The organism is Acinetobacter sp. TW_SC_4 (genome assembly GCF_054861205.1).
The window spans coordinates 415,937-442,406 of sequence record NZ_CM142174.1 but is presented as its reverse complement, the minus strand read 5'-3'; the positions used below and the strand labels follow the sequence as shown (position 1 = coordinate 442,406).

At 43.5% G+C, this 26,470-nt stretch carries 27 protein-coding genes; 13 read left to right on the top strand and 14 right to left on the bottom strand.

Annotated elements, in window-relative coordinates; genetic code table 11:
• Positions 1–6: 6 nt before the first annotated feature.
• Positions 7–597, bottom strand: coding sequence for an LOG family protein (locus ACWM1W_RS02060; RefSeq protein WP_034169802.1), 591 nt, complete (start codon positions 595–597; stop codon positions 7–9).
• Positions 598–749: 152 nt separating this feature from the next.
• On the opposite strand from ACWM1W_RS02060, the gene ACWM1W_RS02055 reads away from it, so the two are divergent.
• Complete coding sequence (locus tag ACWM1W_RS02055) at positions 750–1,763, top strand: CorA family divalent cation transporter (RefSeq protein WP_004786961.1); 1,014 nt, start codon at positions 750–752, stop codon at positions 1,761–1,763.
• A 345-nt stretch (positions 1,764–2,108) separates the two neighbouring features.
• Here ACWM1W_RS02055 and ACWM1W_RS02050 read toward each other — a convergent pair whose 3' ends face one another.
• From ACWM1W_RS02050 to dxs, 8 genes are all read right to left on the bottom strand, one after another.
• Complete coding sequence (locus ACWM1W_RS02050; RefSeq protein WP_375725887.1) at positions 2,109–2,399, bottom strand: STAS domain-containing protein; 291 nt, start codon at positions 2,397–2,399, stop codon at positions 2,109–2,111.
• Between the two features lie 12 nt (positions 2,400–2,411).
• On the bottom strand, positions 2,412–3,047 hold the full coding sequence (locus tag ACWM1W_RS02045; protein WP_004786965.1) for an MlaC/ttg2D family ABC transporter substrate-binding protein: 636 nt from the start codon (positions 3,045–3,047) through the stop codon (positions 2,412–2,414).
• An 18-nt stretch (positions 3,048–3,065) separates the two neighbouring features.
• Positions 3,066–3,743, bottom strand: a complete 678-nt coding sequence (gene mlaD / locus ACWM1W_RS02040) for an outer membrane lipid asymmetry maintenance protein MlaD (RefSeq protein ID WP_375725888.1) — start codon at positions 3,741–3,743, stop codon at positions 3,066–3,068.
• A complete protein-coding gene (mlaE, locus tag ACWM1W_RS02035) occupies positions 3,743–4,522 on the bottom strand; it encodes a lipid asymmetry maintenance ABC transporter permease subunit MlaE (RefSeq protein WP_214001882.1) in 780 nt (259 codons plus the stop codon). Before mlaE ends, mlaD begins: the two co-directional genes overlap by 1 nt.
• Complete coding sequence (locus tag ACWM1W_RS02030) at positions 4,519–5,337, bottom strand: ABC transporter ATP-binding protein (RefSeq protein WP_034169677.1); 819 nt, start codon at positions 5,335–5,337, stop codon at positions 4,519–4,521. Before ACWM1W_RS02030 ends, mlaE begins: the two co-directional genes overlap by 4 nt.
• A 407-nt stretch (positions 5,338–5,744) precedes the next feature.
• On the bottom strand, positions 5,745–7,553 hold the full coding sequence (locus tag ACWM1W_RS02025) for a DEAD/DEAH box helicase (RefSeq protein ID WP_375725889.1): 1,809 nt from the start codon (positions 7,551–7,553) through the stop codon (positions 5,745–5,747).
• A 529-nt stretch (positions 7,554–8,082) separates the two neighbouring features.
• Positions 8,083–8,913, bottom strand: a complete 831-nt coding sequence (locus tag ACWM1W_RS02020) for an inositol monophosphatase family protein (protein WP_034169679.1) — start codon at positions 8,911–8,913, stop codon at positions 8,083–8,085.
• 114 nt (positions 8,914–9,027) lie between these two features.
• On the bottom strand, positions 9,028–10,938 hold the full coding sequence (gene dxs, locus ACWM1W_RS02015) for a 1-deoxy-D-xylulose-5-phosphate synthase (RefSeq protein ID WP_375725890.1): 1,911 nt from the start codon (positions 10,936–10,938) through the stop codon (positions 9,028–9,030).
• A gap of 311 nt (positions 10,939–11,249) precedes the next feature.
• Here dxs and ribA point away from each other — a divergent pair, with 311 nt between their 5' ends.
• Positions 11,250–11,852 (top strand): GTP cyclohydrolase II, encoded by a 603-nt coding sequence (gene ribA, locus ACWM1W_RS02010; protein ID WP_034169680.1) that lies wholly within the window; start codon positions 11,250–11,252, stop codon positions 11,850–11,852.
• Positions 11,853–11,972: 120 nt separating this feature from the next.
• Here ribA and hemN read toward each other — a convergent pair whose 3' ends face one another.
• The gene (gene hemN / locus ACWM1W_RS02005; protein WP_034169681.1) at positions 11,973–13,346 is read right to left on the bottom strand and encodes an oxygen-independent coproporphyrinogen III oxidase; all 1,374 of its coding nucleotides are present in this window, start codon (positions 13,344–13,346) and stop codon (positions 11,973–11,975) included.
• Between the two features lie 242 nt (positions 13,347–13,588).
• Here hemN and hemF point away from each other — a divergent pair, with 242 nt between their 5' ends.
• The 6 genes from hemF to ACWM1W_RS01975 all read left to right on the top strand — a co-directional run bounded on the left by hemF (position 13,589) and on the right by ACWM1W_RS01975 (position 19,162).
• The gene (gene hemF, locus ACWM1W_RS02000; RefSeq protein WP_175966167.1) at positions 13,589–14,536 is read left to right on the top strand and encodes an oxygen-dependent coproporphyrinogen oxidase; all 948 of its coding nucleotides are present in this window, start codon (positions 13,589–13,591) and stop codon (positions 14,534–14,536) included.
• 150 nt (positions 14,537–14,686) lie between these two features.
• Positions 14,687–14,893 carry a hypothetical protein gene (locus ACWM1W_RS01995; RefSeq protein WP_005233693.1) on the top strand — a complete coding sequence of 69 codons (207 nt, stop codon included), beginning with the start codon at positions 14,687–14,689 and terminating at the stop codon, positions 14,891–14,893.
• 98 nt (positions 14,894–14,991) lie between these two features.
• Positions 14,992–15,780 carry a shikimate dehydrogenase gene (aroE, locus tag ACWM1W_RS01990; RefSeq protein WP_375725891.1) on the top strand — a complete coding sequence of 263 codons (789 nt, stop codon included), beginning with the start codon at positions 14,992–14,994 and terminating at the stop codon, positions 15,778–15,780.
• Between the two features lie 386 nt (positions 15,781–16,166).
• Positions 16,167–17,990, top strand: a complete 1,824-nt coding sequence (locus ACWM1W_RS01985; protein ID WP_005233691.1) for an acyl-CoA dehydrogenase C-terminal domain-containing protein — start codon at positions 16,167–16,169, stop codon at positions 17,988–17,990.
• A gap of 359 nt (positions 17,991–18,349) precedes the next feature.
• A complete protein-coding gene (locus tag ACWM1W_RS01980) occupies positions 18,350–18,559 on the top strand; it encodes a cold-shock protein (RefSeq protein WP_004786992.1) in 210 nt (69 codons plus the stop codon).
• Positions 18,560–18,940: 381 nt separating this feature from the next.
• Positions 18,941–19,162 carry a hypothetical protein gene (locus ACWM1W_RS01975; protein ID WP_375725892.1) on the top strand — a complete coding sequence of 74 codons (222 nt, stop codon included), beginning with the start codon at positions 18,941–18,943 and terminating at the stop codon, positions 19,160–19,162.
• A 168-nt stretch (positions 19,163–19,330) separates the two neighbouring features.
• Here ACWM1W_RS01975 and hemW read toward each other — a convergent pair whose 3' ends face one another.
• Positions 19,331–20,485, bottom strand: a complete 1,155-nt coding sequence (gene hemW / locus ACWM1W_RS01970) for a radical SAM family heme chaperone HemW (protein ID WP_375725893.1) — start codon at positions 20,483–20,485, stop codon at positions 19,331–19,333.
• Positions 20,486–20,611: 126 nt separating this feature from the next.
• On the opposite strand from hemW, the gene ACWM1W_RS01965 reads away from it, so the two are divergent.
• Positions 20,612–21,070, top strand: coding sequence for a DMT family transporter (locus ACWM1W_RS01965; protein ID WP_375725894.1), 459 nt, complete (start codon positions 20,612–20,614; stop codon positions 21,068–21,070).
• 100 nt (positions 21,071–21,170) lie between these two features.
• On the top strand, positions 21,171–22,469 hold the full coding sequence (locus ACWM1W_RS01960) for an MATE family efflux transporter (protein ID WP_375725898.1): 1,299 nt from the start codon (positions 21,171–21,173) through the stop codon (positions 22,467–22,469).
• Positions 22,470–22,499: 30 nt separating this feature from the next.
• Here the strand turns inward: ACWM1W_RS01960 and ACWM1W_RS01955 are convergent, their stop codons facing one another.
• Positions 22,500–22,706, bottom strand: a complete 207-nt coding sequence (locus ACWM1W_RS01955; protein ID WP_034169804.1) for a DUF1737 domain-containing protein — start codon at positions 22,704–22,706, stop codon at positions 22,500–22,502.
• 288 nt (positions 22,707–22,994) lie between these two features.
• Here ACWM1W_RS01955 and ACWM1W_RS01950 point away from each other — a divergent pair, with 288 nt between their 5' ends.
• Entirely contained in the window at positions 22,995–24,293 is a 1,299-nt protein-coding gene (locus tag ACWM1W_RS01950) for an ABC1 kinase family protein (protein ID WP_262735928.1), read from the top strand.
• A 97-nt stretch (positions 24,294–24,390) separates the two neighbouring features.
• Entirely contained in the window at positions 24,391–24,642 is a 252-nt protein-coding gene (locus tag ACWM1W_RS01945) for a type B 50S ribosomal protein L31 (RefSeq protein WP_004787006.1), read from the top strand.
• Between the two features lie 76 nt (positions 24,643–24,718).
• Here ACWM1W_RS01945 and crcB read toward each other — a convergent pair whose 3' ends face one another.
• The gene (gene crcB / locus ACWM1W_RS01940; protein WP_005233680.1) at positions 24,719–25,099 is read right to left on the bottom strand and encodes a fluoride efflux transporter CrcB; all 381 of its coding nucleotides are present in this window, start codon (positions 25,097–25,099) and stop codon (positions 24,719–24,721) included.
• Positions 25,100–25,265: 166 nt separating this feature from the next.
• Here crcB and ACWM1W_RS01935 point away from each other — a divergent pair, with 166 nt between their 5' ends.
• Positions 25,266–25,598 carry a HopJ type III effector protein gene (locus ACWM1W_RS01935; RefSeq protein ID WP_034701514.1) on the top strand — a complete coding sequence of 111 codons (333 nt, stop codon included), beginning with the start codon at positions 25,266–25,268 and terminating at the stop codon, positions 25,596–25,598.
• Between the two features lie 222 nt (positions 25,599–25,820).
• Here the strand turns inward: ACWM1W_RS01935 and ACWM1W_RS01930 are convergent, their stop codons facing one another.
• Positions 25,821–26,384: a hypothetical protein gene (locus ACWM1W_RS01930; protein ID WP_312087667.1), complete on the bottom strand. Its 564-nt coding sequence runs from the start codon at positions 26,382–26,384 to the stop codon at positions 25,821–25,823.
• Positions 26,385–26,470: the final 86 nt, after the last annotated feature.

The window sequence follows — 26,470 nt, the reverse complement described above, 5'->3', positions numbered from 1 at the left end:
AAATCCCTATTTTACGAGATCTTCCTGATCGACCATACCCCATTTTGCTTCAGGCGGCTGGTAATCTTGAAATTTCTGCAAAATTTCTTCGAAGTCATCACTCACAATCAAAGCTTCAGTAAAACGTGGCTTGGTAAAACCTTTGTCTGTGGTCATCTGAATGAATTTAACCAGATCATCATAAAAGCCATCGACATTAAGAAAAGCACAAGGTTTTTTATGAATCCCGAGTTGAGCCCAAGTCCACTGCTCAAAAATTTCCTCGAGCGTTCCAGCCCCACCTGGAATGGCAATAAAACCATCGGAGAGTTCTGACATTTTGGTCTTACGCTCATGCATATTATCGACCACATACAACTTCGTAATATGCGGATGTGCCAGCTCGCGATTTACCAAGGGTCTTGGAATGACACCAATGACCTCGCCCCCTGCAGCTAAGGCACTATCTGCTACAATGCCCATTAATCCGGAACGACCCCCACCATAAATTAGTGTTTGCTGTCTTTTTGCCAGGGTTTGGCCTACCTTTTCAGCAATTTGTTTATAACTAGGTTCAGAACCTAGCGCTGAGCCACAGAAAATTGCGATAGAATTCATCATTTTCACCATTGCATTGCCGGTATATAGTACGCAGGCAGCGCCTGAGAGTTTTTTTTCAAAAATAACTGCACAATCAGTGTTTTTATTCAATTCCTTGTCTAAAATACACGCATTTAGATTAACATACTGCGCAAGGGAGAAAAGACAGCATGCTTGAAGCCTTTTACGCCACAGAGCGCGGTAGCCTAGAAGATGCCACCATCAATGGTGATTTCGACCTGCATCCGGAACTGGTTTGGATAGATTTAATTGCGCCTTCACAGGAAGAACAGCAATGGATTCTGGATGCCTATGAGCAAAACCTGCCCACTTTAAAGTCTCTGGAAGATATTTCTTCGAGTGCCCGATTTTACCGTGATGATGACGGTATTTTGCACATCAGTACCTATTTCTTAACGAAAAATAAAAATTATCAGGTCGAAAGTGAACATGAGGATGATGCCAGCATCCTCGCGACAGTTCAGACAGTCGCTTTCATTTTACATAAAGACCGGCTCTTTACCCTGCGTGGTGAAAAGCTGGTAGCTTTCCGGGCCTTTCGTGCCCGTGCACGTCGCAATGATTATGATATTGACTATAAAGATCCGACCTGGATTCTGCTCGGTTTACTCGAAGCCAAACTGGATGAGCTAGCGGATATTCTGGAAGATGTACATAAGGATCTGGAAAAATACTCAACTGAAGTTCTGAATAACCGGCATCGTGAGCAGATCCTCGATCTGGATGACATGATTACCCGTCTGGCCCAACTGGAAGATATGCTCGGAAAAGCTCAGCTGTGTCTGATCGATTTACGACGGGTACTTACCTTCCTGTCACGTCCACGAGCCTTAGGCAGTCATATTTATGATGCGGATATTCGGGAACTCAGTGAAGACGTCCGCTCACTGGTCGAGCATGATGCCTTCCTGTTCCAGAAAGTCCGCTTCTTGCTGGATACCACGTCCGGATTCATTAACACTGAACAGAATGATACGATCCGTCGCTTCTCGATTTTACCGAGTATGCTTGCGCCACCCATGCTGATTGCCAGTATTTACGGGATGAACACTGATGTCTTACCCTTCGCTCAAGGTTCGATGAGCTTTGTGATGGTGAGCATTATTATTATGGGCTTTTTGATTGGGCCTCTTATTTACTTTAGATGGAAGAAGTGGATTTAGAATCCCTCCTAATTTCTCCTAAGGGAGGAATTTCCCTCTCTTTTCAGGTGATGTGCAGTACTGCTGCTCAAGGGTGAGGTCAGAATTAACCCTCTCTAACTCTCTTGTGCTTAGATTTAAGGCAGTGCTTTAAATCTCGCTCAGAGAGAAAAGACTTCCAATATTTGCTTAAAGTTCGAGTCCAGGCCCATTTCTCCACTTTTTTAAAATACAAGTCCCCTCTCCTTTCAGGAGAGGGTTAGGGAGAGGTTAATTAACTAATCCCTCCTAAGCTCCCTTTGAGAAAGAGAGGAACTTTTTTAAAATATACCGGCAATAAAAAAGCACCTTTCGGTGCTTTTTTATTTACTGAATGATCTGTAGATCATCCTGCAAATGACAGGCCTGAATGATCTTCATCATTTTCTCAGGAACCGCTTTAAACTGTAGTCCTCGTGCTTGTGGAGTTTGGCGCAACCAGCGCACCAGAACTGCCAAAGCCAAAGTACTACCCTGCTCAAGTCCAGCCAGATTAACTACCATAGGAAACTTGTCCTGTGACTGAATGACGCGCAGACCATCTAAGTAATAGCTCTGCGCATTGTCAGCGTCAATCTTGCCTGAAACCTGCAGTTCCTGATTATTGAATTGAATCACAGCTCACCTATCTTATTTTTTCTTGTCAATCGCCGCTTCAGCATCTGGCTTGAAGTTAGCAATGGCTTTATCTAGGTTACCACCATTACGTTTTACTGTAGCCGCAAACTGGTTACGGAACTGCAGACCTAGGTCAATACCAGACACATTGATGTTACGGATTTTCCATTGTGAACCTTTATCAACCAGCTGGAAAGCAACCGGAATTTTCTCGCCTTTGTTATTAAAGTCGATGGTCACCACAGGATTTTTGCTGTTAGTCGCCTTGTAAGGACGAACGCTGTAAGTCTGGTTACTGAACTTAGAGAAAGCCGTACCATAATTTTCAATCAGGGTTTCACGGAAGTTTTTTTCAAACTGTGCACGCTGCGCCGCAGTACTATACTGATTGGTCGCATAAGTCCCCATCACAATCCGGGTAAACGATTGTGAATCGATATACGGGTCAAGGTTCTGACGGACAATCGTTTTCACAAGCGCAGGATTATTCTGCAATTTGGCATGATCGGTTTTAAGACGATCAATCAAATTGTCTGCAACTCTTTTAATAAAAGCAGGTGGGGCTTCAGACGGTGCAGCAAACACTGTACCAGCAACCATTGTTGAAAGAATGCTTGCAGCAAGCGTTTGTTTTACTAAAGTCTTCACTCAAATCTCCTCAATCTGTTATTCAACAAATGCAGGTTCTGCATCTGTTGTTTCTGAAAATGCAGCTTCTTCTGAGGCACTTTCCTGACTATCTGACGATTTTCCGGCACCGCCGGTAATAAATTTCGTCACTAAATCTTCAATTTCCATGGTCCCTTGAGTGTTCGCAATCTGCTCACCACGTTTCAAGTAAGTCAGACCGCCACCTGGAATAATTTTCAGATACTTTTCACCCAATAAACCATTTGTTGCTACCATAATGTAAGCATCTTCATCAATATTGGTGATGGATTTCATGTTGTCTAATAGTTGTTTTTCCATTGATTTTTGTTGTGCAGGATCGGCTGCGGTATAGTCTGAACTATAACGTAACTCTTCGAGGGCTTCCTGCTGAACCTGCTTGAGCTGCTCGGCATTAAAGGATGTCAAAGAGCCATCCAGTGTGATATGGACTGTGGCTAAACGGGTCACCGGATCAAGTGTAATTTTATCGACCTGACCGACTTTCACCCCACTTAAAGCAACTTTAGCGCGTGGTTTGATGCCATTTACATTTTCAAAAGTCGCTGTCATCTGATAGCTATCAGAAATATTGGTGCCTACCAGACCGCTGACACGCATCGCCAAGAAGAACAGGGCGATCCCGAAAAGAATGACAAAAACACCAACGGCCAGCTCACTAGTACGTGATTTCATTAAATACCTCCGAACATGACCGCAGTCAACACGAAATCAAAACCTAATACGCACAGCGAAGAATAGACAACCGTACGTGTTGTAGAAGTTGCGATACCTTCTGATGTTGGTTCACAGGCATAACCCTGATAAACCGCAATCCAGGTACAAATTAATGCAAAAACAAAACTCTTGATAATGGTGCCATTCAGGACATCTTTATAGAATTGCACGGTACTTTCCATGCCACTCCAATATGCCCCTTCATCAGCACCCAGAAAATCAACACCTACCATTTTTCCGCCCATAATCCCGACCGCAGCAAAGATCACTGAGAGCATGGGCAAGCTAAAAATACCGGCCCAAAGGCGTGGTGAAATCACCCGTTTTAAGGGATCAACCCCGATCATTTCCATACTGGACAATTGCTCGGTCGCTTTCATCAGACCAATTTCGGCGGTTAAAGCAGAACCGGCACGACCCGCGAACAGTAAGGCAGCAACCACAGGTGCCAATTCACGTAACAGGGTTAAAGCCACTGCAGTACCAAGCATCGCTTCACTACCAAATGTCGACAGGATGGTATACATCTGCAAACCGAGTACTGAACCAATAAACAGGCCAGATACCGCAATGATCAAGAGTGATAGCACCCCGACCCGATACATCTGATAAACAAACAGCTTTACTCCAAGCCAGGTCGGCATGGAAAAGAGAATCTGCAACAGCATCAGTGTTGCAACACCAATCCCCTGAACACGTTCAATAACGCGTCTACCTAAGGCAGCAATGGCATTCATGAACGTACCTCATCACTTAAATAAGCCTGATGACTAAACTGATAATCTACCGGGCCTTCAACCGAACCGGTTAGGAACTGTTGCACAAAGGCTGAAGGATGATTTTTCAATTCCTCTGCTGTGCCCTCACCCTGGATTTTGCCTTCTGCGACCACATAGATGTAATCAGCAATCGATAAAGTCTCTGCTACATCATGCGAAACAATAATGGTTGTTAAATCCAATGCTTCACGTAGAGAGCGGATCAGTCGGGTCAAAACTCCCATGACAATCGGATCCTGCCCGGCAAAAGGCTCATCGTACATGATCAGCTCTGGGTCCAGTGCAATCGCACGAGCCAATGCGACACGACGATTCATCCCGCCAGACAGCTCTGAAGGCATCATCTGCTCTGCCCCACGCAGTCCTACTGATTCGAGTTTCAAAGCCACGATTTCAGCAATCAGATGTTCAGGCAATTTGGTATGCGCACGAATCGGAAAGGCAACATTTTCATAGACGCTCATGTCGGTAAACAGAGCACCACTTTGGAACAGCATGCCCATACGTGCACGTGCAGAAAAAAGCTCAGAACGGGACATCTTGGCAATATCTTTACCGTCCAGTAAAACCTGACCCTGTTCAGGCGTCAGTTGCCCACCGATCAATCTTAATAAAGTGGTTTTACCAGTTCCGGAAGGTCCCATAATGGCAGTAATCTGTCCACGACGAATGTTTAAACTGACATCGTCATAAATTACACGCTCACCCCGCTTGAAACTCAAATTCTTGACTTCAATCAAAGACGGAGGATCCTGCGCTGTTTGATTTTTCATAGCTGAGTTTATTCCTGCATTTTTTCAGCATGCATATGACAAAAGAACGAAGTTCAACATGTTAGCATTTGAAAATGAAGGGTCAAGTTCATGGAAAACATAATGCTCCATGCCTGGCCATATATTTCTAGTAATCAAAAATTTTATTTCGACGCGATTTTAACAGACTATGATCCATTTAAAAAATGATATACATAATAAATCAGATTGCATAAAAGCAGAGTTACTGCAATGTAGGACATGTACCTCTCAATAATATGAAAGACTATAAAAAGACGCTTTCAGATTACCGATCATCATAAACCCAGAAAAAGTTGATGAAGTAGGCATTTTATGCTGAAAAAACAAAAAATCAATGCATAAAAAAACCAGCACTCAGGCTGGTTTTTTTTTCAGACGTTATTCAATTAGTCATTGAATTTACGACGTGGACGATCTTCACCGAATGAACGCTCGCCACGTGGCTTGTCATCAAAGTTGCGACGCGCTGGACGGTCATCACCGAATGAACGCGCTGGACGATCACCAAAACCACCTTCGCGACGTGCTGGACGATCACCGAAATCACGTTTTGGACGATCACCGAAACCACCTTCACGGCGTGGAGCAGGACGATCACCGAAATCACGTTTTGGACGGTCACCAAATGAACCTTCACGACGTGGTTTGTAATCTACACGGTTACCGCGGTTGTCATCATTACCTTCAAAACGAGGACGGTCACTAAAGTCACGACGTGGACGATCATTGTTAAACTCGCGACGTGGACGGTCTTCATTGAAGTCACGACGTGGACGATCACCGAAACCACCTTCACGACGTGGACGATCGCTGTTGAAGTCACGACGTGGACGATCTTCGCCACCGAATGCAGGACGTTCGCCACGAGGTTTGTCATCGAAGCTACGACGTGGACGGTCATCACCGCCTTCACGACGTTTGAAGTTGCTCTCGCCTTCGAAACGACGACCACCACCGAAGCCACGACCACCATCACGACGACCGCCACGACCGCGACCAGCGCCATCACGGCTACCGCGTGCAGGAGGTGGAGATGGCTCAAGACCTTCAATTTCAGATACATTTAGACGAGCTTCAAGAAAATCTTCTAGTGCACGGATTTTACCGCGTTCACGATAAGTCGCTAAAGTAATTGCTTTACCAGTACGGCCCGCACGACCTGTACGACCAATACGGTGTACATAGTCTTCGTTCTTCATAGGAAGACCAAAGTTGATCACGTGAGAGATTGTCGGTACATCAAGACCACGTGCTGCAACGTCAGTTGCAACCAGGATTTTTGCACGACCTTCACGGATGCTGCGCAGACGACGATTACGAACGGTTTGTGGCATCGCACCATGTAGAGCAACAACGGACAAACCTGCTTCAGCAAGTTCTTCAGCCAGCATATCTGTATCTTCTTGAGTAGAAGCAAAGACCACTGCCTGATCAACATCTTCTTCGTTTAACCAGTGAGTAAGAAGTTTTTTCTTGTGCTCAAAGCCATCAGTCCAGTGTAAAGTCTGGGTAATGTCCGTGTTGGTAGAGTGACCAGTTTCAATTGCAATACGCTCTGGCTCATTCATCATGCGTTCAGCAAGGGTAATGATACGTGGAGCGAAAGTTGCAGAGAACATCAGTGTTTGTTTACGGTTTGCAGCCAAGTCACCGATTGCTTCTAGGTCTTCAGAGAAGCCAAGGTCTAGCATGCGGTCAGCTTCGTCGACGATCAGCGAGTCAACTTTGTCAAGTTTGATTTGACGACGGTTAACAAGGTCAAGTAAACGGCCTGGAGTTGCTACCACAACCTGTGCACCTTTTAACTGCTGGATTTGTTTACCAAAAGGCATACCACCCATAATTGCAGCAATACGAACACCTTTCATGTGACGTACAAATGCGATCGCGTCTTGGCATACTTGTTGTGCCAATTCACGAGTTGGTGAAATCACCAAAATAGTTGGTTGAGTCACCTCTTTCATACGTTCTTTAAATGGTACGAAAGTATCTTGGTTAGCAAGTGCGTTCAAAGTTGGGAGAAGGAACGCAGCGGTTTTACCCGAACCTGTCTGGCTAGATACTAAAAGGTCTTTACCTTCTAGTGCAGCAGGGATAGATTGTTCTTGTACAGGAGTCGGAGTAGTAAAACCTAAGCCTTGAAGGGCTTGTTGTAACGATTCATGCAAAGAAAATTCAGCAAAAGTTTTGCTCATAGAGTATTCCACCCGGAAATTGGGTGCTCCATTAAAAATAAAGTCAAATGGACATCGACAAAAAGCGGTACAGCAATTAAACGCTGAAAAGAGATGATTCAGCGGCGATCCGAGTAACGACGATGTGATATAACGCACGCATGATTACGGCATAACCTGAAGGAATCGCTTTAGCGATTGGGGCGCGAGATATCGTCCTCTCTTTGGACCGCACGCGCATACACAATGATAATAAGAGAAATGTTCAGGTAACGAACAGAAATTAAGTGCGTGCGCAGATTATAGCAGGATTATTCATAAAGTCATCCGCTTTTCAGATTATTTTGTTTAACTGCTAATTTCTTCATCAATTTCTAAGACTTAAACAAGAAAAGAAATGTAATTAATTCTCCAGCTGGTCAATTTTCTTTTTATCAAGGCTGTGGATCATCTAAATATGAAGATATTTATCAGGTAATTATTTTCAAAAAATAAAAAAGGCATCCCGAGAGATACCTTTTTAATATTCGATTTACGGCGTTAAACCCGATTATTTCGCTGCGTCACCCCAAGCAGGAACAACTGCTTGCATAAGAGGTTTCAGCATTTTCATTGAACAAGCCAAAACTTGACCATTTTCCATAGAATCGCTACCACCACGCGCATCAACCACAGTACCGCCCGCTTCTTTCACGATTAACTCGCCTGCTGCAATATCCCAAGGTTTCAAGCCAAGCTCGAAGTAACCATCAAGACGACCAGCAGCGACATAAGCCAGATCCAAGGCAGCTGAACCCCCACGACGGAATTGTGCACCTGCTTCAGTCACATTGAGCAATGCATCAAAATGATTCTTGGCATGAGAGACTACTTCACCATTACGTTTAGTACGGTAAGCATGACCAACTGCCAGGAAAGTATTGTTCAGACTGTCTTTAACATTTACACGGATACGGCGCTGGTTCAGCATCGCACCACGACCACGGCTCGCAGAGAATAGCTCATCTTTCACAGGGTCATAAATAACACCGTGCTGAGTTATACCTTTGTGCTGAACTGCGATAGAGATACAGAAATGCGGAAAACCGTTGATAAAGTTTAGTGTGCCATCAAGTGGATCAATCACCCAACACCAATCAGCGTCGTGACCTTTACCTTCTTGCAGACCAAATTCTTCACCAAGGAAACTGTGATTTTTATAGCTTTTACGTAGAGTATCGATGGTCAACTGTTCCAGATAACGATCTACACGCGTTACCGGACCATCAATGCCTTTTTCTTCGACTTGCAGATCGAGTTTATGACGATTTTGATGCGCTTTTAAAAGCTCTTGACCAACTAATTGAGCCGCACGCGCAGCCATCACCACCATAGGTTCCATTGAACACCCACTACAAATTTGAAGATACTGATAAAGAATAATGCATAAAAGCCCGCATATTTTAGCAAATATCCGGGCTTTTTGGGAAAAAATGTGTCGAAACTTTTTAAGAGTTTATAACAGGACGCTTTGACCTAGCTTTGACCAGGCTTCATTGATTGATTTTTCAATGCCTTGGCTATCAAGTCCTGCCTGTTGCAACATTTGACTATGTGTTGCTTGTGCCATAAAGCTATCCGCTAAACCTAGATTCAGGATGGGTTTAACAATTTGAGCTTCAGCCAGATACTCATTCACTGCACTTCCTGCGCCGCCCATGACTGCATGTTCTTCAACAGTAACAAACAGGCTGGTTGAAAGGGCCAGTTGGTTTAACATTTTGGTATCCAGTGGTTTGATGAAACGCATATTTACCACGCGTACACCCACATCATGCTTGCTGGCAAATACTTGAGCAGCTTCAACTGCAGCTTGAACTCGACTACCGAATGCTAGAATCGAAACATATTCATCATATTGTTCGTTCAGACTGAGCAACAATTCTGCCTGACCGATCTGCATCTCGGTCATGGTTTTCTGGATTTCCACACCCAGTCCATTCCCGCGCGGATAACGCACTGCTGCCGGACCATGATACAGATAAGCCGTATGCAACATCTGACGGCATTCATTCTCATCTTTTGGTGCCATGATCACCAGATTCGGAATGGTACGCATATAAGCATAGTCATAAGCACCGGCATGCGTTGGGCCATCTTCACCGACCAGACCGGCACGGTCGATCCCAAACGTCACATCCAGATTTTGCAGTGCCACGTCATGCACCAACTGGTCATAACCACGTTGCAGGAAAGTTGAATAGATTGCGACGACCGGTTTTAAACCTTCACAAGCCATACCAGCGGCAAGCGTTACTGCATGCTGCTCAGCAATAGCAACATCAAAGAAACGCTCTGGATATTCTTTGGCAAACTGCACCATGCCCGAACCTTCACACATCGCTGGAGTAATTGCCAATAAACGTTTGTCTTGTGCTGCTTCATCACATAACCATTGTCCAAATACATCTGAATATTTGGGTGCTGGATTAGGGGCTGCAACTACATTGAGTTTGCTAATCGCGTGATATTTAATCTGATCACATTCTGCTGGCGCAAAGCCCTTACCTTTTTTGGTATAGATGTGGATCAGACGTGGGCCTTTACGTTTTTTCAAAGCTTTAAAAACGTGTACCAGCTGTTTAACATCATGGCCATCATAAGGACCAAAATAATCAAAACCAATGGCTTTAAACAGGTTATCTGCGGCATCAGTTGCAGCTTGATGTAAACGCGAGTTATACAGCCATTCCGGGTGCGGCTGTACATAAGCCTCACCATCTTCAGTTACGTTGACGAATTCGCCACGTTCCCAGATTGCAGCGAGATGCTTGGCAAAACCGCCAGTACTACATGAAATCGACATATCATTGTCGTTCAGAACCACCATCAGGTCAGCCTGATGTGCCACAGCATCATTCATAGCTTCAAAAGCCATACCTGCGGTCATGGCCCCATCACCAATGATTGATACGACTTCACACGGATTGTTCTGATAACGGCGTGCCAAAGCCATGCCGAGGCCAGCAGAAATTGCGGTAGATGAATGCCCTACCCCAAAAGTATCAAATTCGGATTCTTCACGCGCCGGAAATGCGGCCAGACCATCTTTTGCACGGATTGTAGTGAGCTGTTCACGACGTCCGGTCAACGCCTTATGCGGATAAGCCTGATGACCCACATCCCAGATCAGGCGATCATGTGGCGTATTAAAGCAGTAATGTAAAGCGACAGTAAGCTCAATCACACCCAGATTGGCCCCAAAGTGTCCACCACTCTGACCCGCAGCATACAAAATGAATTGACGTAACTCATCCGCCACTTGTGTGAGCTGGCTTTGCTCGAGTGCACGCAGTTGCTCAGGATGATCGATCGCATCAAGCAACGGTGTTACAGGGCGTTGAGTTGGTATTTCTGTATACAGCATATATGGCAAAGCCTTCTAAAGCCTGGCAAAATCTTAAGCTAGGTCAATGGGGAATAACCGATCATATAGTTGAATTGTAGCAGCTTCAATTCAACTACGCTTCTAGCGATGCAATATTAAACAGCGATCTCGTCGGGGTGAAAAATTTGCAGGCTACGATTATCCTGAATAATCTTACTATTTATCAACTATTATCGTTCGCTTTCTACAAAAAAGAAAATGTTCTTCATAAATTCAGCTGAGCAATTCTACTAATGTTTAAGCATTACGCTATACTTTAGCTACTTTATTAGGATTTTACGGGTTCAGCTGTGCCTATCGAATTTGTCGCAACTTCAAGATTACCGACCGCTCATGGTGAATTTAAAATTACTGTTTTTCAAGACCCTAAGACTGGCGAAGAACATGTCGCGCTCTCCAAAGGCCTCGAAGAACCAAGTGATGAACCTGTGCTGGTGCGTGTACATTCTGAATGTTTAACCGGTGATGCCTTTGCTTCATTAAAATGCGACTGTGGCCCTCAACTCCAGGCAACACAAAAACTGATTAATGAAGTGGGTCGCGGTGTCATTCTCTATTTACGTCAGGAAGGACGCGGAATTGGCCTGACCAATAAAATCCGTGCATACGCCTTGCAAGACCAGGGGCATGATACGGTCGATGCCAATCTGATGCTGAATTTACCTGCAGATGCACGTCAATATGATATGTGCAGCATCATGCTGGATCACCTAGGTGTAAAAGCCGTCCGCCTGATCACCAATAACCCTTTAAAAATTGATGCACTGAAAGGGCAAGGTATTAATGTAGTGGACCGTGTACCACTCACTGTCGGTCTGAATCCATTCAATGAGCAATACCTCAAAACCAAGCATGAACGCATGGCGCATATGTATCAGAAGGAAGATTTTTAAAAGAATCTCCCCCTGCCCCTCTTTTTCAAAGAGGGGAAATTTCCTTTTATATAAGTATAGGGAAGCCTCTCTTTTATAAAGGGAGGTTTGGAGGGATTTTTAAGATCCTAAGAGGGATTCTTAAATCGTCATTGAGAAAATCCGGTTCTCTGGCATGCGACGCTTTAAACGTAAATCAAAAGCCATGCAAATATTGCGTACAAATGGTTTCCCTTTCTCCAAAATCGTGACTGAAGAGTCTTCAATTTTGATCAGCTGATCCTGCTGCATTTCCTCAAGCTGCTTTAGAACTTCATTAATTTCAGCAAACTGCATGTCAGGTTTTGCCCAAGAGGTGGTAAAGCTACACATCAGGTTCAGGATATGTTTGCGAATAATCAGATCTCCCTGATTCAGAATATGCCCTTTCACCACTGGAATCTGATTCTGCTCTAGCAGTTCATAATATTCTTCAATAGTTTTCACATTCTGCGCAAAGCTATACCAGCTATCACTAATCGAAGAAATTCCGAGTCCGATCATCACCTGAGTTTTAGACGCGGTATAACCCATAAAATTGCGGTGCAAAGTTCCAGCCTGAAAAGACTGGTACATGCTGTCTTTTTCTAGCGCAAAATGATCCATACCAATTTCATGATAACCATGCGCCAGGAGCTTTTTCTTACCTTCTTCATAGCACTGACGCTTGATCTCATCTTTCGGTACATCCGCATCTTTAAAACCGCGCTGGCCATTCCCTTTAATCCAAGGCACATGTGCATAGCTATATAAAGCCAGACGGTCTGGTAATAGAGAATTGGTCTGATCAATGGTATTTAAGACATCCTCCAGGCTTTGAAATGGCAGACCAAAAACCAGATCATGCGAAATCGATTCATAACCAATTTCTCTTGCCCATTCAGTCACCTGTTTAACATTTTCATAAGGTTGAATCCGGTGAATGGCTTTTTGTACAGTTTCATTATAATCCTGCACGCCATAACTCACCCGACGAAAGCCCAGGTCATACAAGCCTTGCAAATGCTCACGCGTGGTATTGTTTGGGTGACCTTCGAAGCTGAATTCATGTTCTGCTGCAATCTCGGCTTTGGACAAAATACCTTGAATGAGCTGGGTTAAATGTTCAATTGAAAAGAACGTTGGTGTCCCACCGCCGAGATGAATTTCTTTGATGATGGGTTTTTCTTCTAATAACTCATAATACAGCTCCCATTCTTTCAGCACAGCTTGTATATAAGGCTGCTCGACTTCATGACGTTTGGTCACCCGTTTATGACAGCCACAAAAGGTGCATAAACTTTCACAAAATGGCAGATGGATATACAGGCTAATGCCTTCAGTCGCATTCGACTCCTGAAAAGAACGTTTTAGTGTCTGCTTCCAGAGCTCTAGTGAAAATCCTGACTCTTCCCAATAAGGGACAGTTGGATAACTGGTGTAGCGGGGACCGGGGACATTATATTTTTGAATGAGAGAATTTGCCTGCACAGTCATGAATGCCTACCACCTTATTAGCCAGGTTAATGCGCTGCATAGAGCGCTGTTGAGGTTATTGTGCGGAGCTCAAAAAAAGAATTCAACCTAGTAGTCTGGTCGGATTTGAGCTGAAGCAAATTGCTCTAAAACATTAGGTTGAATGTTGTTACAGATGGTGAGCATCCAGAAAAACACCTTAATTTTTAGGCCATTTTATGCTTTGATGTTATCAGTCTTTTTATTTCCCTATGAGGGTTCTGATGCAGCATCCCACCTCTGCAGATATTCAACGCGTTCGCGATTTTCTCCTCGACCTGCAAGCCCGGATTTGTGCCGCGCTGGAACAGCAGGAACGTGCCGGTGGCGGCACAGCTGAATTTGTAATTGATGACTGGGAACGTCCTGAAGGTGGCGGTGGCCGTTCACGCGTACTGCAAAATGGTACGGTAATTGAAAAAGGCGGTGTGATGTTCTCTCACATCAATATTTCCAAACTACCCGCTTCTGCCACTGAACGCCATCCGAATATAGCAGGAGCTAAAGCCCAAGCCATGGGTGTATCATTAGTCATCCATCCTAAAAATCCGAATGTCCCGACCTCACATGCCAATGTACGTTTATTTGTGGCGGAAAAAGAAGGTCAGGATCCGATCTGGTGGTTTGGTGGCGGTTTTGACCTCACCCCTTTCTATCCAAATGATGAAGATGTGCTGTCATGGCACCAGACCGCGCATGATCTCTGTGCGCCTTTTGGCGAAGAGGTTTATCCAGAACATAAAAAATGGTGTGATGATTATTTCTATCTAAAACACCGTGATGAGCAGCGCGGTGTCGGTGGCCTATTCTTTGATGACCTGAATCAATGGGATTTTGAAACCTGTTTTCAGTATATACAGGCTGTAGGCAATGGTTATCTCGAAGCAATTCTGCCAATTTTCCAGCGTAACCAAGACAAGTCTTATACTGAAGCACAACGTGATTTCCAGCTGTACCGTCGTGGCCGTTATGTGGAATACAATCTGGTATATGACCGTGGCACACTGTTTGGCCTGCAGACGGGTGGCCGGATTGAATCGATTCTAGTGAGCCTGCCGCCTCTTACCGGCTGGTTATACCGCCCGGAATGGGCTGAAGGATCACCAGAAAAACGCTTGACCGATTACTACCTTAAACCGCATGACTGGTTAACAGAATTAAAAACTAAATAAAGCAATCAAAATATTTAAATACAAATTGCCCTCAGATCGAGGGCTTTTTTAATGGATAAATCCTCTATACTGCAACTCAGAAAGATATTTCAGGATCTACTCCTAGATCTCGACTCTGATAAAGATAAATTCTGCTAGGTAAAAATAACAATGTTTAAGCTTCACCTTAATCCTGCTACATTGGCCTTTTGGCTATTTCTGGCGCTTGGTATTAGTGCGATTAGTACCGCTGTCATCAGTCATAATCTGATTCTAGATGTAGTTGCCATTTTTGTGAGTGTCCTCACGATTGCCGGAACCCTCTTTAGTATGGCCTTGCTTTTTGTCGAACATATTATTGAAATCTGTAGTTCCTAAACCTTTAAACTCCAGCCTGCTTTTCACTGCTGACAGGCTTTAGCCCTCCTGCATTTTCACGTATATTAATGGCCATTTCCGCACATGGACATGGTGAAATGAGCAAGCAATTTGCCGTTATTGGCAACCCCATCGAACAATCACGCTCTCCTGAACTACATCAGGCTTTCGCTGCTAAAACCGGGGTCGATCTGACCTATACCAAACGCCTTGCCCCACTGGATGGTTTCACAGCCAATATCCAGGAATTTTTTGCTCAGGGCGGTATTGGCATGAATGTGACTATGCCCTTCAAAGAAAAGGCCTTTGCCCAATGCCAGGTCCTTACCGAACGTGCCAAAATCGCCAAAGCCGTGAATACCCTATGGATGAAAGATGGCATTCTGCATGGTGACAATACTGACGGACAAGGCTTAGTGGAGGCTATTCGTGCTCTTGACTGGACTCTGGAAAATACCGATATCCTGATTATTGGTGCTGGTGGCGCGACCCGCGGTGTTATCTATCCATTGGTACAGGCCGGTGTGAAGAAGATTGTTATTGCTAACCGTACTTTGTCACGTGCAGAACAACTGGTTGCCGATCTAAAAGACGCTGTTCCACAAGCAGAACTGCAAGCCATTGCCTTAACTGATTTAGCCGGTGAGTTTGATATTGTAATTAATGCGACTTCTGCCAGTCTTAGTGGTGATGCGCTGGTACTACCTGAAGCTCTACAGTTTAAACATGCCTATGAAATGGCCTATGGCAAACGGTCCACTTTTCTGGATCAAGCTCAAGCCCGTGGCGTCCCTACTTCTGAGGGTTTCGGCATGCTGGTCGGTCAGGCTATTGAATCTTTTTATATCTGGAACGGGGTAAAACCTGAGCTGAAAGATTTTCTTTAATTCTGAATATTTTTGAGGTGAACGGGTTAGTTATTAATTCGTTCACTCTTTTCCTTTCATTAAAAACAATAAAATTAAATTGGATTTAATGACATGATTTATCCAATGATTAGACCTTAACATTCGTGTACAATTCATACAAAAACACCCCTAGACAATCTCCCTAAATATTGATTAAAGTCCAGACAGATAAGCACTTTTAAATATAAGTGTCTTATTTAAAGATGGAGAGTTCCTTTATTTAATCTTTAAACTTGTCTGATCTTCTCGATTCGCTTTTCTGACATTTTTATTTGTTGTCTTTATCAATGTTTTTTTATCCCCAATGTGAATAATCATAGAATCGATACAGATAATCCAAAACTATTTTAATCAGGATTAAACGCATGCCAGCATATAAAGCTCCTTTACGTGATATTCGTTTCTTAATGAATGAAGTGCTTGATTACCCTGCACATTACCAAGAACTGTCAAATGGCGAATATGCCGATGCAGATACGGTAGACATGATCCTAGAAGGTGCGGCAGATTTCTGTGAAAATGTACTTTCTCCGTTGAACCAGACTGGCGATGCAGAAGGCTGTCACTTTGAAAATGGCGAAGTGCGCACACCGAAAGGCTTCAAGGAAGCTTATGATCAGTTCGTGCAAGGTGGCTGGCAAGGTCTGTCTTATCCTGAAGAATTTGGCGGTCAAAATCTGCCGATGTCTTTAAACCTGATTAAATCAGAAATGATGGGTACGGCAAACTGGTCTTTCCAGATGTATCCGGGTTTGAGCGTGGGCTGTATCAATACCATCATCCAGTATGGTACTGATGAACAGAAAAATACCTATTTACCGCATCTGGTTGCAGGTACCTGGTCAGGAACCATGTGCCTGACTGAGCCACAATGCGGTACCGATCTGGGTCAGGTAAAAACTAAAGCAGAACCACAAGCTGATGGTACTTATGCGATTTCTGGTACTAAAATCTTCATTTCTGCGGGTGAACACGATTTAACTGAAAACATCGTACACATCGTTTTGGCACGTCTTCCAGATGCACCACAAGGCACCAAAGGCATTTCCCTGTTTATCGTACCGAAATTCATTGCCACTGAAGATGGCGGCATTGGTGAACGTAATGCCGTGAACTGTGGTTCGATTGAACACAAGATGGGGATCCGTGCCTCTGCAACCGCTGTACTGAACTTTGATAATGCAGTGGGTTATTTAATTGGCGAGCCAAACAAAGGCTTGCATGCCATGTTTACCTTCATGAATACCGCGCGTATTGGTACCGCAATTCAAGGTATCTGTCATGCAGAATTATCGTTCCAGGGTGCATTGCCATATGCCAAAGAACGTATGTCGATGCGTGCCCTGTCTGGTAAAAAAGATCCGGAAAAAGTGGCGGATGCGATCATCCACCATGCCGATGTGCGCCGTATGCTGTTGACCCAGAAAGCGATTGCTGAAGGTGGTCGTGCCATGATCTATCATGCAGCAAAAATCGCAGATAACATGAATGATGCCCTGCTGCGTGGTGATACTGCTGAATTTGAACAGCAGGATGATCACTTAGGTTTCTATACCCCTATTCTGAAAGGCTTCCTGACTGAAATGGGTTATGAAGCAGCGAACCACGGTATGCAAGTATTTGGTGGTCATGGTTACATCAAAGAATGGGGCATGGAGCAAATCGTTCGTGACTCACGTATCTCTACCCTGTACGAAGGAACGACTGGCGTTCAGGCACTTGACCTGATTGGTCGTAAGGTCCTGCTAACCTCTAAAGGTAAAGTGATTCGTGATTACACCGCTGAAATTCTGAAATTCTGTGGACAGCATGCACGCAATAAATACATGCGCCGTTTTGCCTGGGACCTGACCAAGCTATGTGCACAGTGGAATGCGTTAACTGTACGTATCATGCTGGCAGCACGTAAAGACCGTGACATCGTATCCTCTGCTTCTGTGGACTTCCTGATGTTCTCAGGCTATGTAATGATGGCTTACTTCTGGGCACAACAAGCTGCAGTGGCTTCAGCGAAACTGGTTGCTGGTGATGGTGCAGAAGTTCCAGAGTTCTACAAAGCGAAAATTAAAACTGCTGATTTCTACTTTGAGCGTTTATTGCCACGTGCCCAAGGCCATGCTGAAGCAATGGTGAATCCATCCAAAACCATGACTTCACTGGCAGCAGAACACTTCAGTTTTGATTACTAAGTCAAAAGTTTAGGTTTTAGCTTTAAAAAGAGCGCTACGGCGCTCTTTTTCATATGTCAAAATGATGACTGGATACAAAGAAAAATCTGCTGCGTACACAAACTACACAAATTTATATCTATAATTTTCAGACGTCTATTAAATAATCCATATAATTTACTTGAATATCTATAAATACAGGGTATGATGGCGATAACTAGAAAAATTCTTGTTTTGGTTAGTCTTCTTTTAAGTATCGCAGTTTTAGTCATAAACCTTCGTTTTAAAGATCAATAAGCTCCATCCTTTTTATTTTTCAAAGTTACAGCTAGTCATCTGAAATTTTGACTATAAATCCATAAGATTCAATAGGTTATATTATGTCTAACACAGTTACCGGTACAGTAAAGTGGTTCAACGAAACTAAAGGTTTTGGCTTCATTCAACAAGACAATGGTCCAGACGTTTTCGCTCACTTCAGCGAAATCCAAGGTTCAGGTTTCAAAACTTTAGCTGAAGGCCAAAAGGTTTCTTTCAGCGTAGCTCAAGGCCAAAAAGGTCCTACAGCGACTAACATCACTGCAATCTAATATTGCGAAGATGAAAAAAAGCACTCATTAGAGTGCTTTTTTTGTAACTTAAATTGACTAATTTTAGTTTCCAGATCAATTAATTAAATTTAAAAGATAATTAAATATTATATTCGCTTTTCATTCATCATCTTGTCCTAAATTTCTTCATCTGATTTCACTCACTTTAAAACATGAAGAAACGGAGAAGAATTTTGATGATTTTAAAATCAAAAATTGCCCATAAAAATACAGAATTTTTAATAAAATTTATTATTTATTAGTTATTTAAATGCAAAATTGAAAGAAATTCTGAAATTTACAAAAGTGTTGTCTATGGCTCCATCTCCCCTACATCGCTGACTCCTATGATGAACTCATTGAATAAATATGAGTATGATCATGAAAAAACTAGTTTCTTCTTTAATGATTGGCTTGATCGCAACAACAGCTACCATGTCAGCAATGGCCACTCCTGGACCGGACCATCGTCATCCAACGCTAGCAGCGCATCATTTTGATAAGAAACCAATGCCGCATAAAGCTGGCTTCCATAAAGCACCTCCTAAAGCGCATTTTAACCAGCATGATCCTCATGATAAGTTTGGCAAGAAAGATCCATAAAGGCTTCTTCAACAAAAATCATCACAATGGCCTGCATCACAAGTTACCGCCTAAGTATCGTTAATCCGAATGGCTTAAATGCATAGTGGAGAGAGAAGAAAAAGCCCGATGTAACTCATCGGGCTTTTTCTTTTTAAACTGGATTAATTATTCGGATAGATTAGGCAATTAAAGAAACTCTTCCAGCACAGAGTTTAAAAAGATGTGACCTTGCTCAGTACATGCCAGACGTTCTGTATCTTCTACCATTAATTGACGTTGGCGCAATGAAGTCAGCAATTCATCCAGTGTATCCAGACTATAGCCTGTTCGCTCAAGATAAAGCTTCGCTTCCACACCATCATTTAAACGTAAGGCATTCATCATAAATTCAAACGGCATATCTGCCGCTTCGATGCGCTTAAACTGCAAATGTTCGGCTGGCACTTTGCCTAAATAGTCTTTAGGCAAACGGGTTTTCTGGAAACGGTAAACACCATCCGATTGAGTCACTTTGCCATGCGCCCCTGCTCCAATGGCCAGATAATCACCAAATTGCCAGTAATTCAGATTATGTGCCGAGGGTAATTCTTTACGCCAAGCAGAGACTTCATAATTGATAAAGCCATTGGCTTTTAAATAAGCCTCGCCCTGTTCCTGAATCTCTTCTAGTACTTCATCGACCGGTAAAATCGGCTGAGTACGGAAAAATACGGTATTTGGCTCAATGGTTAACTGATACCAGGAAATATGCGTAGCACCATTCTCGACCGCCAGTTTCAGGTCATTGAGTGCCTGCTCCAGTGTCTGTTCAGGCAAGCCATGCATCAAGTCGACATTAATCCGCTGAAATCCTGCGTCACGCGCCAGGCCAATCGCCGAGATCGCATCTTCATTGCTATGAATTCGGCCCAGCTTTTTCAGATGCTCGGTATTAAAACTTTGCACGCCTATCGAAAGACGATTAATACCAGCTGCTAAATAGCCAGCAAATGGATCATGTTCCACTGTACCTGGATTGGCTTCCAGTGTGATTTCACAATTCTCTTCAAAAGGAATCAGTACTTTTAGTTCTGTAAATAACCACTGATAACCTGCAGCAGAGATCAGTGACGGCGTTCCCCCACCGATAAATACACTATGAATCGAACGGCCTTGGGCAAAATCAACCTGAGTTTTAAAGTCCTCTACCAGCGCATGCAGATATTCCCGCTCCAGGTCCAAAGAGAGTTTTCCATCAGGTACGGCATGCGAATTAAAGTCACAATACGGACATTTACGTACACACCACGGCATATGGATATACAGGGATAAGGGAATAAGTGCAGGATTCAATTCAGCCAAAGAACTACTCAAAAACAACTACAAGATCTAGCGTAATTTTAACATGACTCGGCAACAACACTGCTAAAATTAAAATCGCCATCGCCTAATGCCTAAAAATTTAAATAGAATTAGATAGTTAAAATTATGAAAATACCCTCCCAGCTCCTTATTTTATTGCCTTTGGTCTTTGCAATCGGGGTCTTGCTGACCTTACAGACGGCTATTAATACCAAATTAAAAGAATATTTATATTCTCCTATTCAAGCTGCATTTTTTTCCTTTTTGATTGGTACAATAGTACTTGCCGGCATCGTGCTGTTTCAGTCACATCCCAAACCAGGCTTACAGGAGCTGATGGCAGTTCCCTGGTATCTCTGGTTAGGTGGATTTTTAGGTGTTTATGCGATCAGCATGAGCATTTATGCTGCACCTAAAATGGGCTTCCTGACACTGACCGGAATGATTATTTTTGGTCAGATGGTGATGTCCATGATCGTCGATCAGTTTGGTCTGCTGGGCAATGAAAAAATGCCGGTGAACTGGCAACGTCTTTTAGGTGGCGTGGTGATTTTTATTGGTGTGCTTCTCACTTTACAACGCTAAACCTTATCTCTAAGCACATGATCACTAATGAGTAATTTTTGTGTCTAATGTTTTGACAGCCGCAACCCGTCGTTATGAATTAAAACAGCTGTTCCATCTGATGTTGCCCATTCTGGTCACACAATTTTCCCAGGCAGGTTTGGGCCTGATTGATACGATTATGGCCGGGCGTCTCTCACCGACTGACCTGGCAGCGATTGCAGTTGGTGTCGGGCTATGGATTCCAGTCATGCTGCTTTTTAGCGGTATCATGATCGCCACCACACCTTTAGTGGCGGAAGCCAAAGGCGCACGTACACCTGAAAAAATCGCTACAATTGCGCGGCAATCATTATGGGTCGCATTCATCCTGGGGGTGATTGCGGGTCTGGTTTTACAAGTTTTGCCCCTCACTTTACCTTTACTAGGTGTCCCAGAAAGCCTGCAACCTAAAGCTGGCCTCTTCCTGCATGCGATCGGTTTTGGTATGCCTGCTGTGACTATGTATGCGGCTTTACGCGGCTATTCTGAGGCCATTGGTTACCCGCGTCCGGTCACTGCCATTAGCCTCATGGCGCTACTGCTTCTGGTTCCATTAAACTTCATTTTTATGTATGGAGTTGGCCCTATTCCGGCACTGGGCAGTGCCGGTTGTGGTTTTGCTACAGCAATTCTGCAATGGCTCATGTTAATGAGTCTGGCACTGTATATTTTTAAAAATCGGGTCTATCAAAGCAGTCAGCCATTTAGTCATTGGGAAAAGCTGAACGGATATTGGCTGAAACGGATTTTAAAGCTGGGCTTTCCGATCGGACTGGCAATTTTCTTTGAAGTGAGTATTTTTAGTACCGCAGCGATTGTCTTGAGTCCATTAGGTGAAACCATTGTGGCCGCTCACCAGATTGCTATTTCTGTTACCTCACAATTATTCATGATTCCGATGTCTCTGGCTATTGCGCTGACCATTCGGGTGGGAACTTACTATGGTGAACAGAACTGGGATGCCATGCGTAGAGTACAAGGTTTAGGTCTGATGACCGCGACGATTCTAGCTCTGCTGATCATGCTGATGCTTTGGGTGTTCCGTAGTGAAATCGTAGCGCTCTATACTTCTGACCCGATGGTGACCCAGATCGCGCTTTATCTGGTGCTCTTTGCAGTGGCCTATCAGCTGATGGATGCCTGGCAGATCAGTGCTGCAGGCTGCTTACGCGGTATGCAGGATACCAAAGGCCCAATGTGGATCACCATGATTGCCTATTGGGTGATTGCCTTCCCGGTGGGGGTTTATTTGTCCCGTTTTGGAGATATGGGGGCGGCAGGCGTCTGGGTTGGTCTGATTGTCGGTCTGAGCGTGGCCTGTGTTTTATTGCTGGCACGGCTTTATGGCAATAACAAACGTTTAAGCCAGCGTGCCTAATCCTCTTATTATTTAAAAAGATGCATTGAATTACTGATTTAATGCATCTTTTAATCCCTGTGGAATCTCGGACTCATCTGACACTTCCTTAATCACCACTTGCCCGACAATGACATCTGTTCCATTAAAGGTCATGGTCGGTGCACCATAAAGTTCATAGCCTTCATTGAGTGCCTTGGTCACACGGGCACAAAAATTCACATCATCTTTGCCAGTAAAATATCGATAGACTTTCATTGAAATTTCTTGATCTTGAGGTGCCATTATTTTAAGCCTTTCATCATGGAAAGGAACTTAAAAATCGTGCTTTGCTCTCTTCAGAATAATTAAATAATTGATTCAAAAACTGCCGTACAGACGACAAAATGGTTTAAAAATTGCATAAATCAAGTGAACAATATCAAGCAAATATGAACACTTTGAGAAGCTTTGCAACATAACATCTACAATTAAATATAGGCAATTTATAGTTTGTCACCTATGATCAAATACACCCATAAAAATGGTGATTTTGAGGAATCTCGCATGGCAAAAACGGCTCGAACGCCTGGTCGCCGCTTTATGAAATTGGCTGGAATGACCGCAAGTATTGCAAGTAAAACCCTATCCAATTCGATTAAAAATTTAACTGCAGATGAAGAGCAGAAAAATGCTGCACGCAGTAAATTATTTCAGGATATTGGAGTACAGATTGCTGATACCTTGGGGGAAATGAAAGGTGCGGTGATGAAAGTCGGCCAGATTGCCTCGCAATATAAAGATATTTTCCCACCTGAAGTTGCTCGAGCCATTTCCAAATTGCAGCGTCAGGCTCCACCAATGCCATTTAAAGAGATCCAGTCACAGGTCGAAAAAGAATTAGGCAAATCTTTGCAGGATCTATTCCAGCAGTTTGATGAGCAGCCTTTTGCTGCAGCCTCGATCGGACAGGTACATAAAGCGACTCTACCCGATGGCCAGCAGGTTGTGGTCAAGGTGCAATATCCAGGAGTGGAAGAAGCCTGTGAAAGTGACCTGAAACAGGTTCGTCTCGCTTTGCGTTTGATGGGTGTACTGAAAATTGACCGCAAATTGCAGGATCAGCTATTTAAGGAAATCCAGCATAGTCTGGACAATGAACTCAATTATGAAATTGAGGCTCAGAATCTGGAAGTGGCGCGTGCCTTTCATGAATCGCTCGATCATCAAATTGTGATTCCTAAAGTATTTAGTGAATATTCTTCCCGCCATATTCTGACCCTAAGCTTGGAACAGGGTGAGAGTATGGAAACGGCCAGCCAATGGCCGCTAGAAACCCGTAATGCCCTAGGCCGTCGTTTATTCCGTGCGATTGGTCAGGAAATTTTCTATCTGAAACGTTTCCACTGTGATCCGCATCCAGGGAATTTCGCCTTCCGTGAAGATGGCTCGGTGATTATTTACGATTACGGCGGTGTTAAAACCCTTTCTACCGAGATCATTAGTCATTTCAAGGAATTGATCCATGCAGCTCGTGACAAGGATATTTCGACCATTGAACAGCAACTAGATGCCCTGCATACCCTGACAGAGACCGGAAAATTCCCGGCCGATCTGTATGAGCAATGGCTAGAAGTACTGATGCGTCCTTTAACTACCAATTATGATTTTGCTGAAAACTCAGCACATCATGATGGAATGGAATTGCTCAAACCTTCTCTGAAATATTGGGATGTATTCAAACCTTCGCCAGATACCCTGATGGTAAACCGTACTATTTCCGGACAATACTGGAACCTGATTCATTTGAAAGTACATGATAATTTGAGTGATGTATTTGAGGAAATTGTGCCAAGTCGCAGTTAGGTTACAGTAATAAGCTTACAAGCTGTAACCCTACTTCACTTGAAATATCAAATGTTACATTATAACATTACTCTTAAATTACAAGAGGAATATTACGATGCGTCCAGACATTCATCCCGAATATCGAGAAGTTTTATTTCATGACACTAATGCTGATGCCTACTTCGTGATTGGCAGCACCATGACTTCTAGCCAGACCAAGGAATATGAAGGTAAGACCTATCCTTATGTCACCCTGGATATTTCGAGTGCTTCACATCCGTTTTATACCGGTGAGCAACGTCAAACCAGTAATGAAGGTCGCGTAGCGAGCTTTAACAAACGTTTTGCCCGTTTTAAACGTGGTTAAACTTAAAACCTCCGATTTTTCTCTCAATTTAAATCGTGGTTTATGTCAGGAAATTACCTCCAATTTCCTGACTTTTTTATGCTTGTGCCAAAGTCAGCTGGGTTAAATAAAAGCCCACCCCCAGCATAAATACTCCGACAATCACACTAGAGATCACATAACTTAGGGCAATCGTGACTGCACCCTGCTTAAGCAGCTGAAAAGTTTCTAGACCAAAACTGGAGAAAGTCGTAAAGCCACCCAGGATACCTACCATCAAAAATAGCCGTGCTTCGGTTTGCAGGAAACTGTATTTCTGGCTAAAGGCAAAGAAAATCCCGGCACACAGGCAACCTATAATATTGATCCACCAGGTCGGCCACGGAAATAGCATCTGTGGCTTGGCAATCAACATTCCTGTTCCATAACGCAGTGTTGCCCCAATCGCGCCGCCCATTGCCACCAAAAGCCAGTTCATGTCTACTCCGTCTTTATTCGATCTTAAATCTTTCGTCAGCCACCATGTGGGACGAGAATAATGAATAACATCATGCACCTAAAATTGCAGAATGAACATGGATCTTTGCCAAAAAATTGGTATATTCGACGCCATTCAAATTGATTTAAGTCTAGAAGGAATCCACATGGCTCAGGAATTAATGGCTCAATTGGCTGCGGGCGAAGCTAAATTTGCAGATGTGATTGCATATATCGATGCGCGCTATGCTCATACACCCACTGCTTTTAAAAATGGTCAACAGGCTAATGCTGCCACTGAAAACCAAGGCAGTGCCAAAGTATTTTCATTTGCCAAATTGAATGGCCTAGATCAGGCACAAACCTTGAGCCTGTTTGCAGAACACTATGCGGCTGTACTGGCCACACCAGAAGCAACGGATCACCAGAATATCCGCCAGTTCATGCAAAATGGCTGGGATGGCATTGCCTTTGAAGGTGAAGCTCTAGCTGCCAAATAAGCATGTCTTTAATATAAAAAACCGCCTATTTCTGGCGGTTTTTTATATCAAAATAACAGAACAAGATGACATTCATATTTAAGATTAAATTTTTTTTGAAGAAGTAGTTCAATTTAAAAATGAAAAACTCTGAGGCTAAAAATAAATTAAATATCAAGAAAGCCTGGTCACCCAGAAGCACCCTAGGCCACCCTTTTAGAAAGCTTTAAAAGTTTTCCAGTTTTAACCTTTACCTACTTTCTCAATCCACTTGATTGAGCTGACCCGAAACACTTCACAAGCACCATCACCGGTATCGGTTGGGGTTAAAGAAGATTTCCAGACGAGATCTTTATCATGCACTTCCACCAGCTCACCTTGTAAACGCACCAGATCACCACGTTTTACCTGTTTAATCGCTTTGGCAATTTGTGGATTAGCAGGAATGATGTGCATATTGGATACCATCTGTTTGGCCTGTTCAATAGGTACTGGCACGCGATCCATTTTCCAGTTCAGATAACGGTTATACTGATTGACCGTAATGTGGCGGGCAATTTCAGGTTGCGCAAACAGCCCCCAACTCACCGCATAATCGATTGGAGAGAACTTGGCCTGCTCGTCGTCGGTATAAATTTTTGATCCCAAAATACGGAAATCACCTTTAAACGGCTGCAAGACTGAAATGGATTGGTCTTTGGCCATCGGTGGCAGTCCTTTGGCAACATTATGGTCTACAGAAGTATGACCATAAAGCGGTAGTAAAAGACTGGCCGCCAAAGCATAGTATCGAAGATGTTTGAACATAATTCTGTCTTTATTTCATCAAATTTTTTCAAAAATATCTTGTCTGATAGTACGATTTTTTTAGTGAATAAATAGTTGAAATTAGT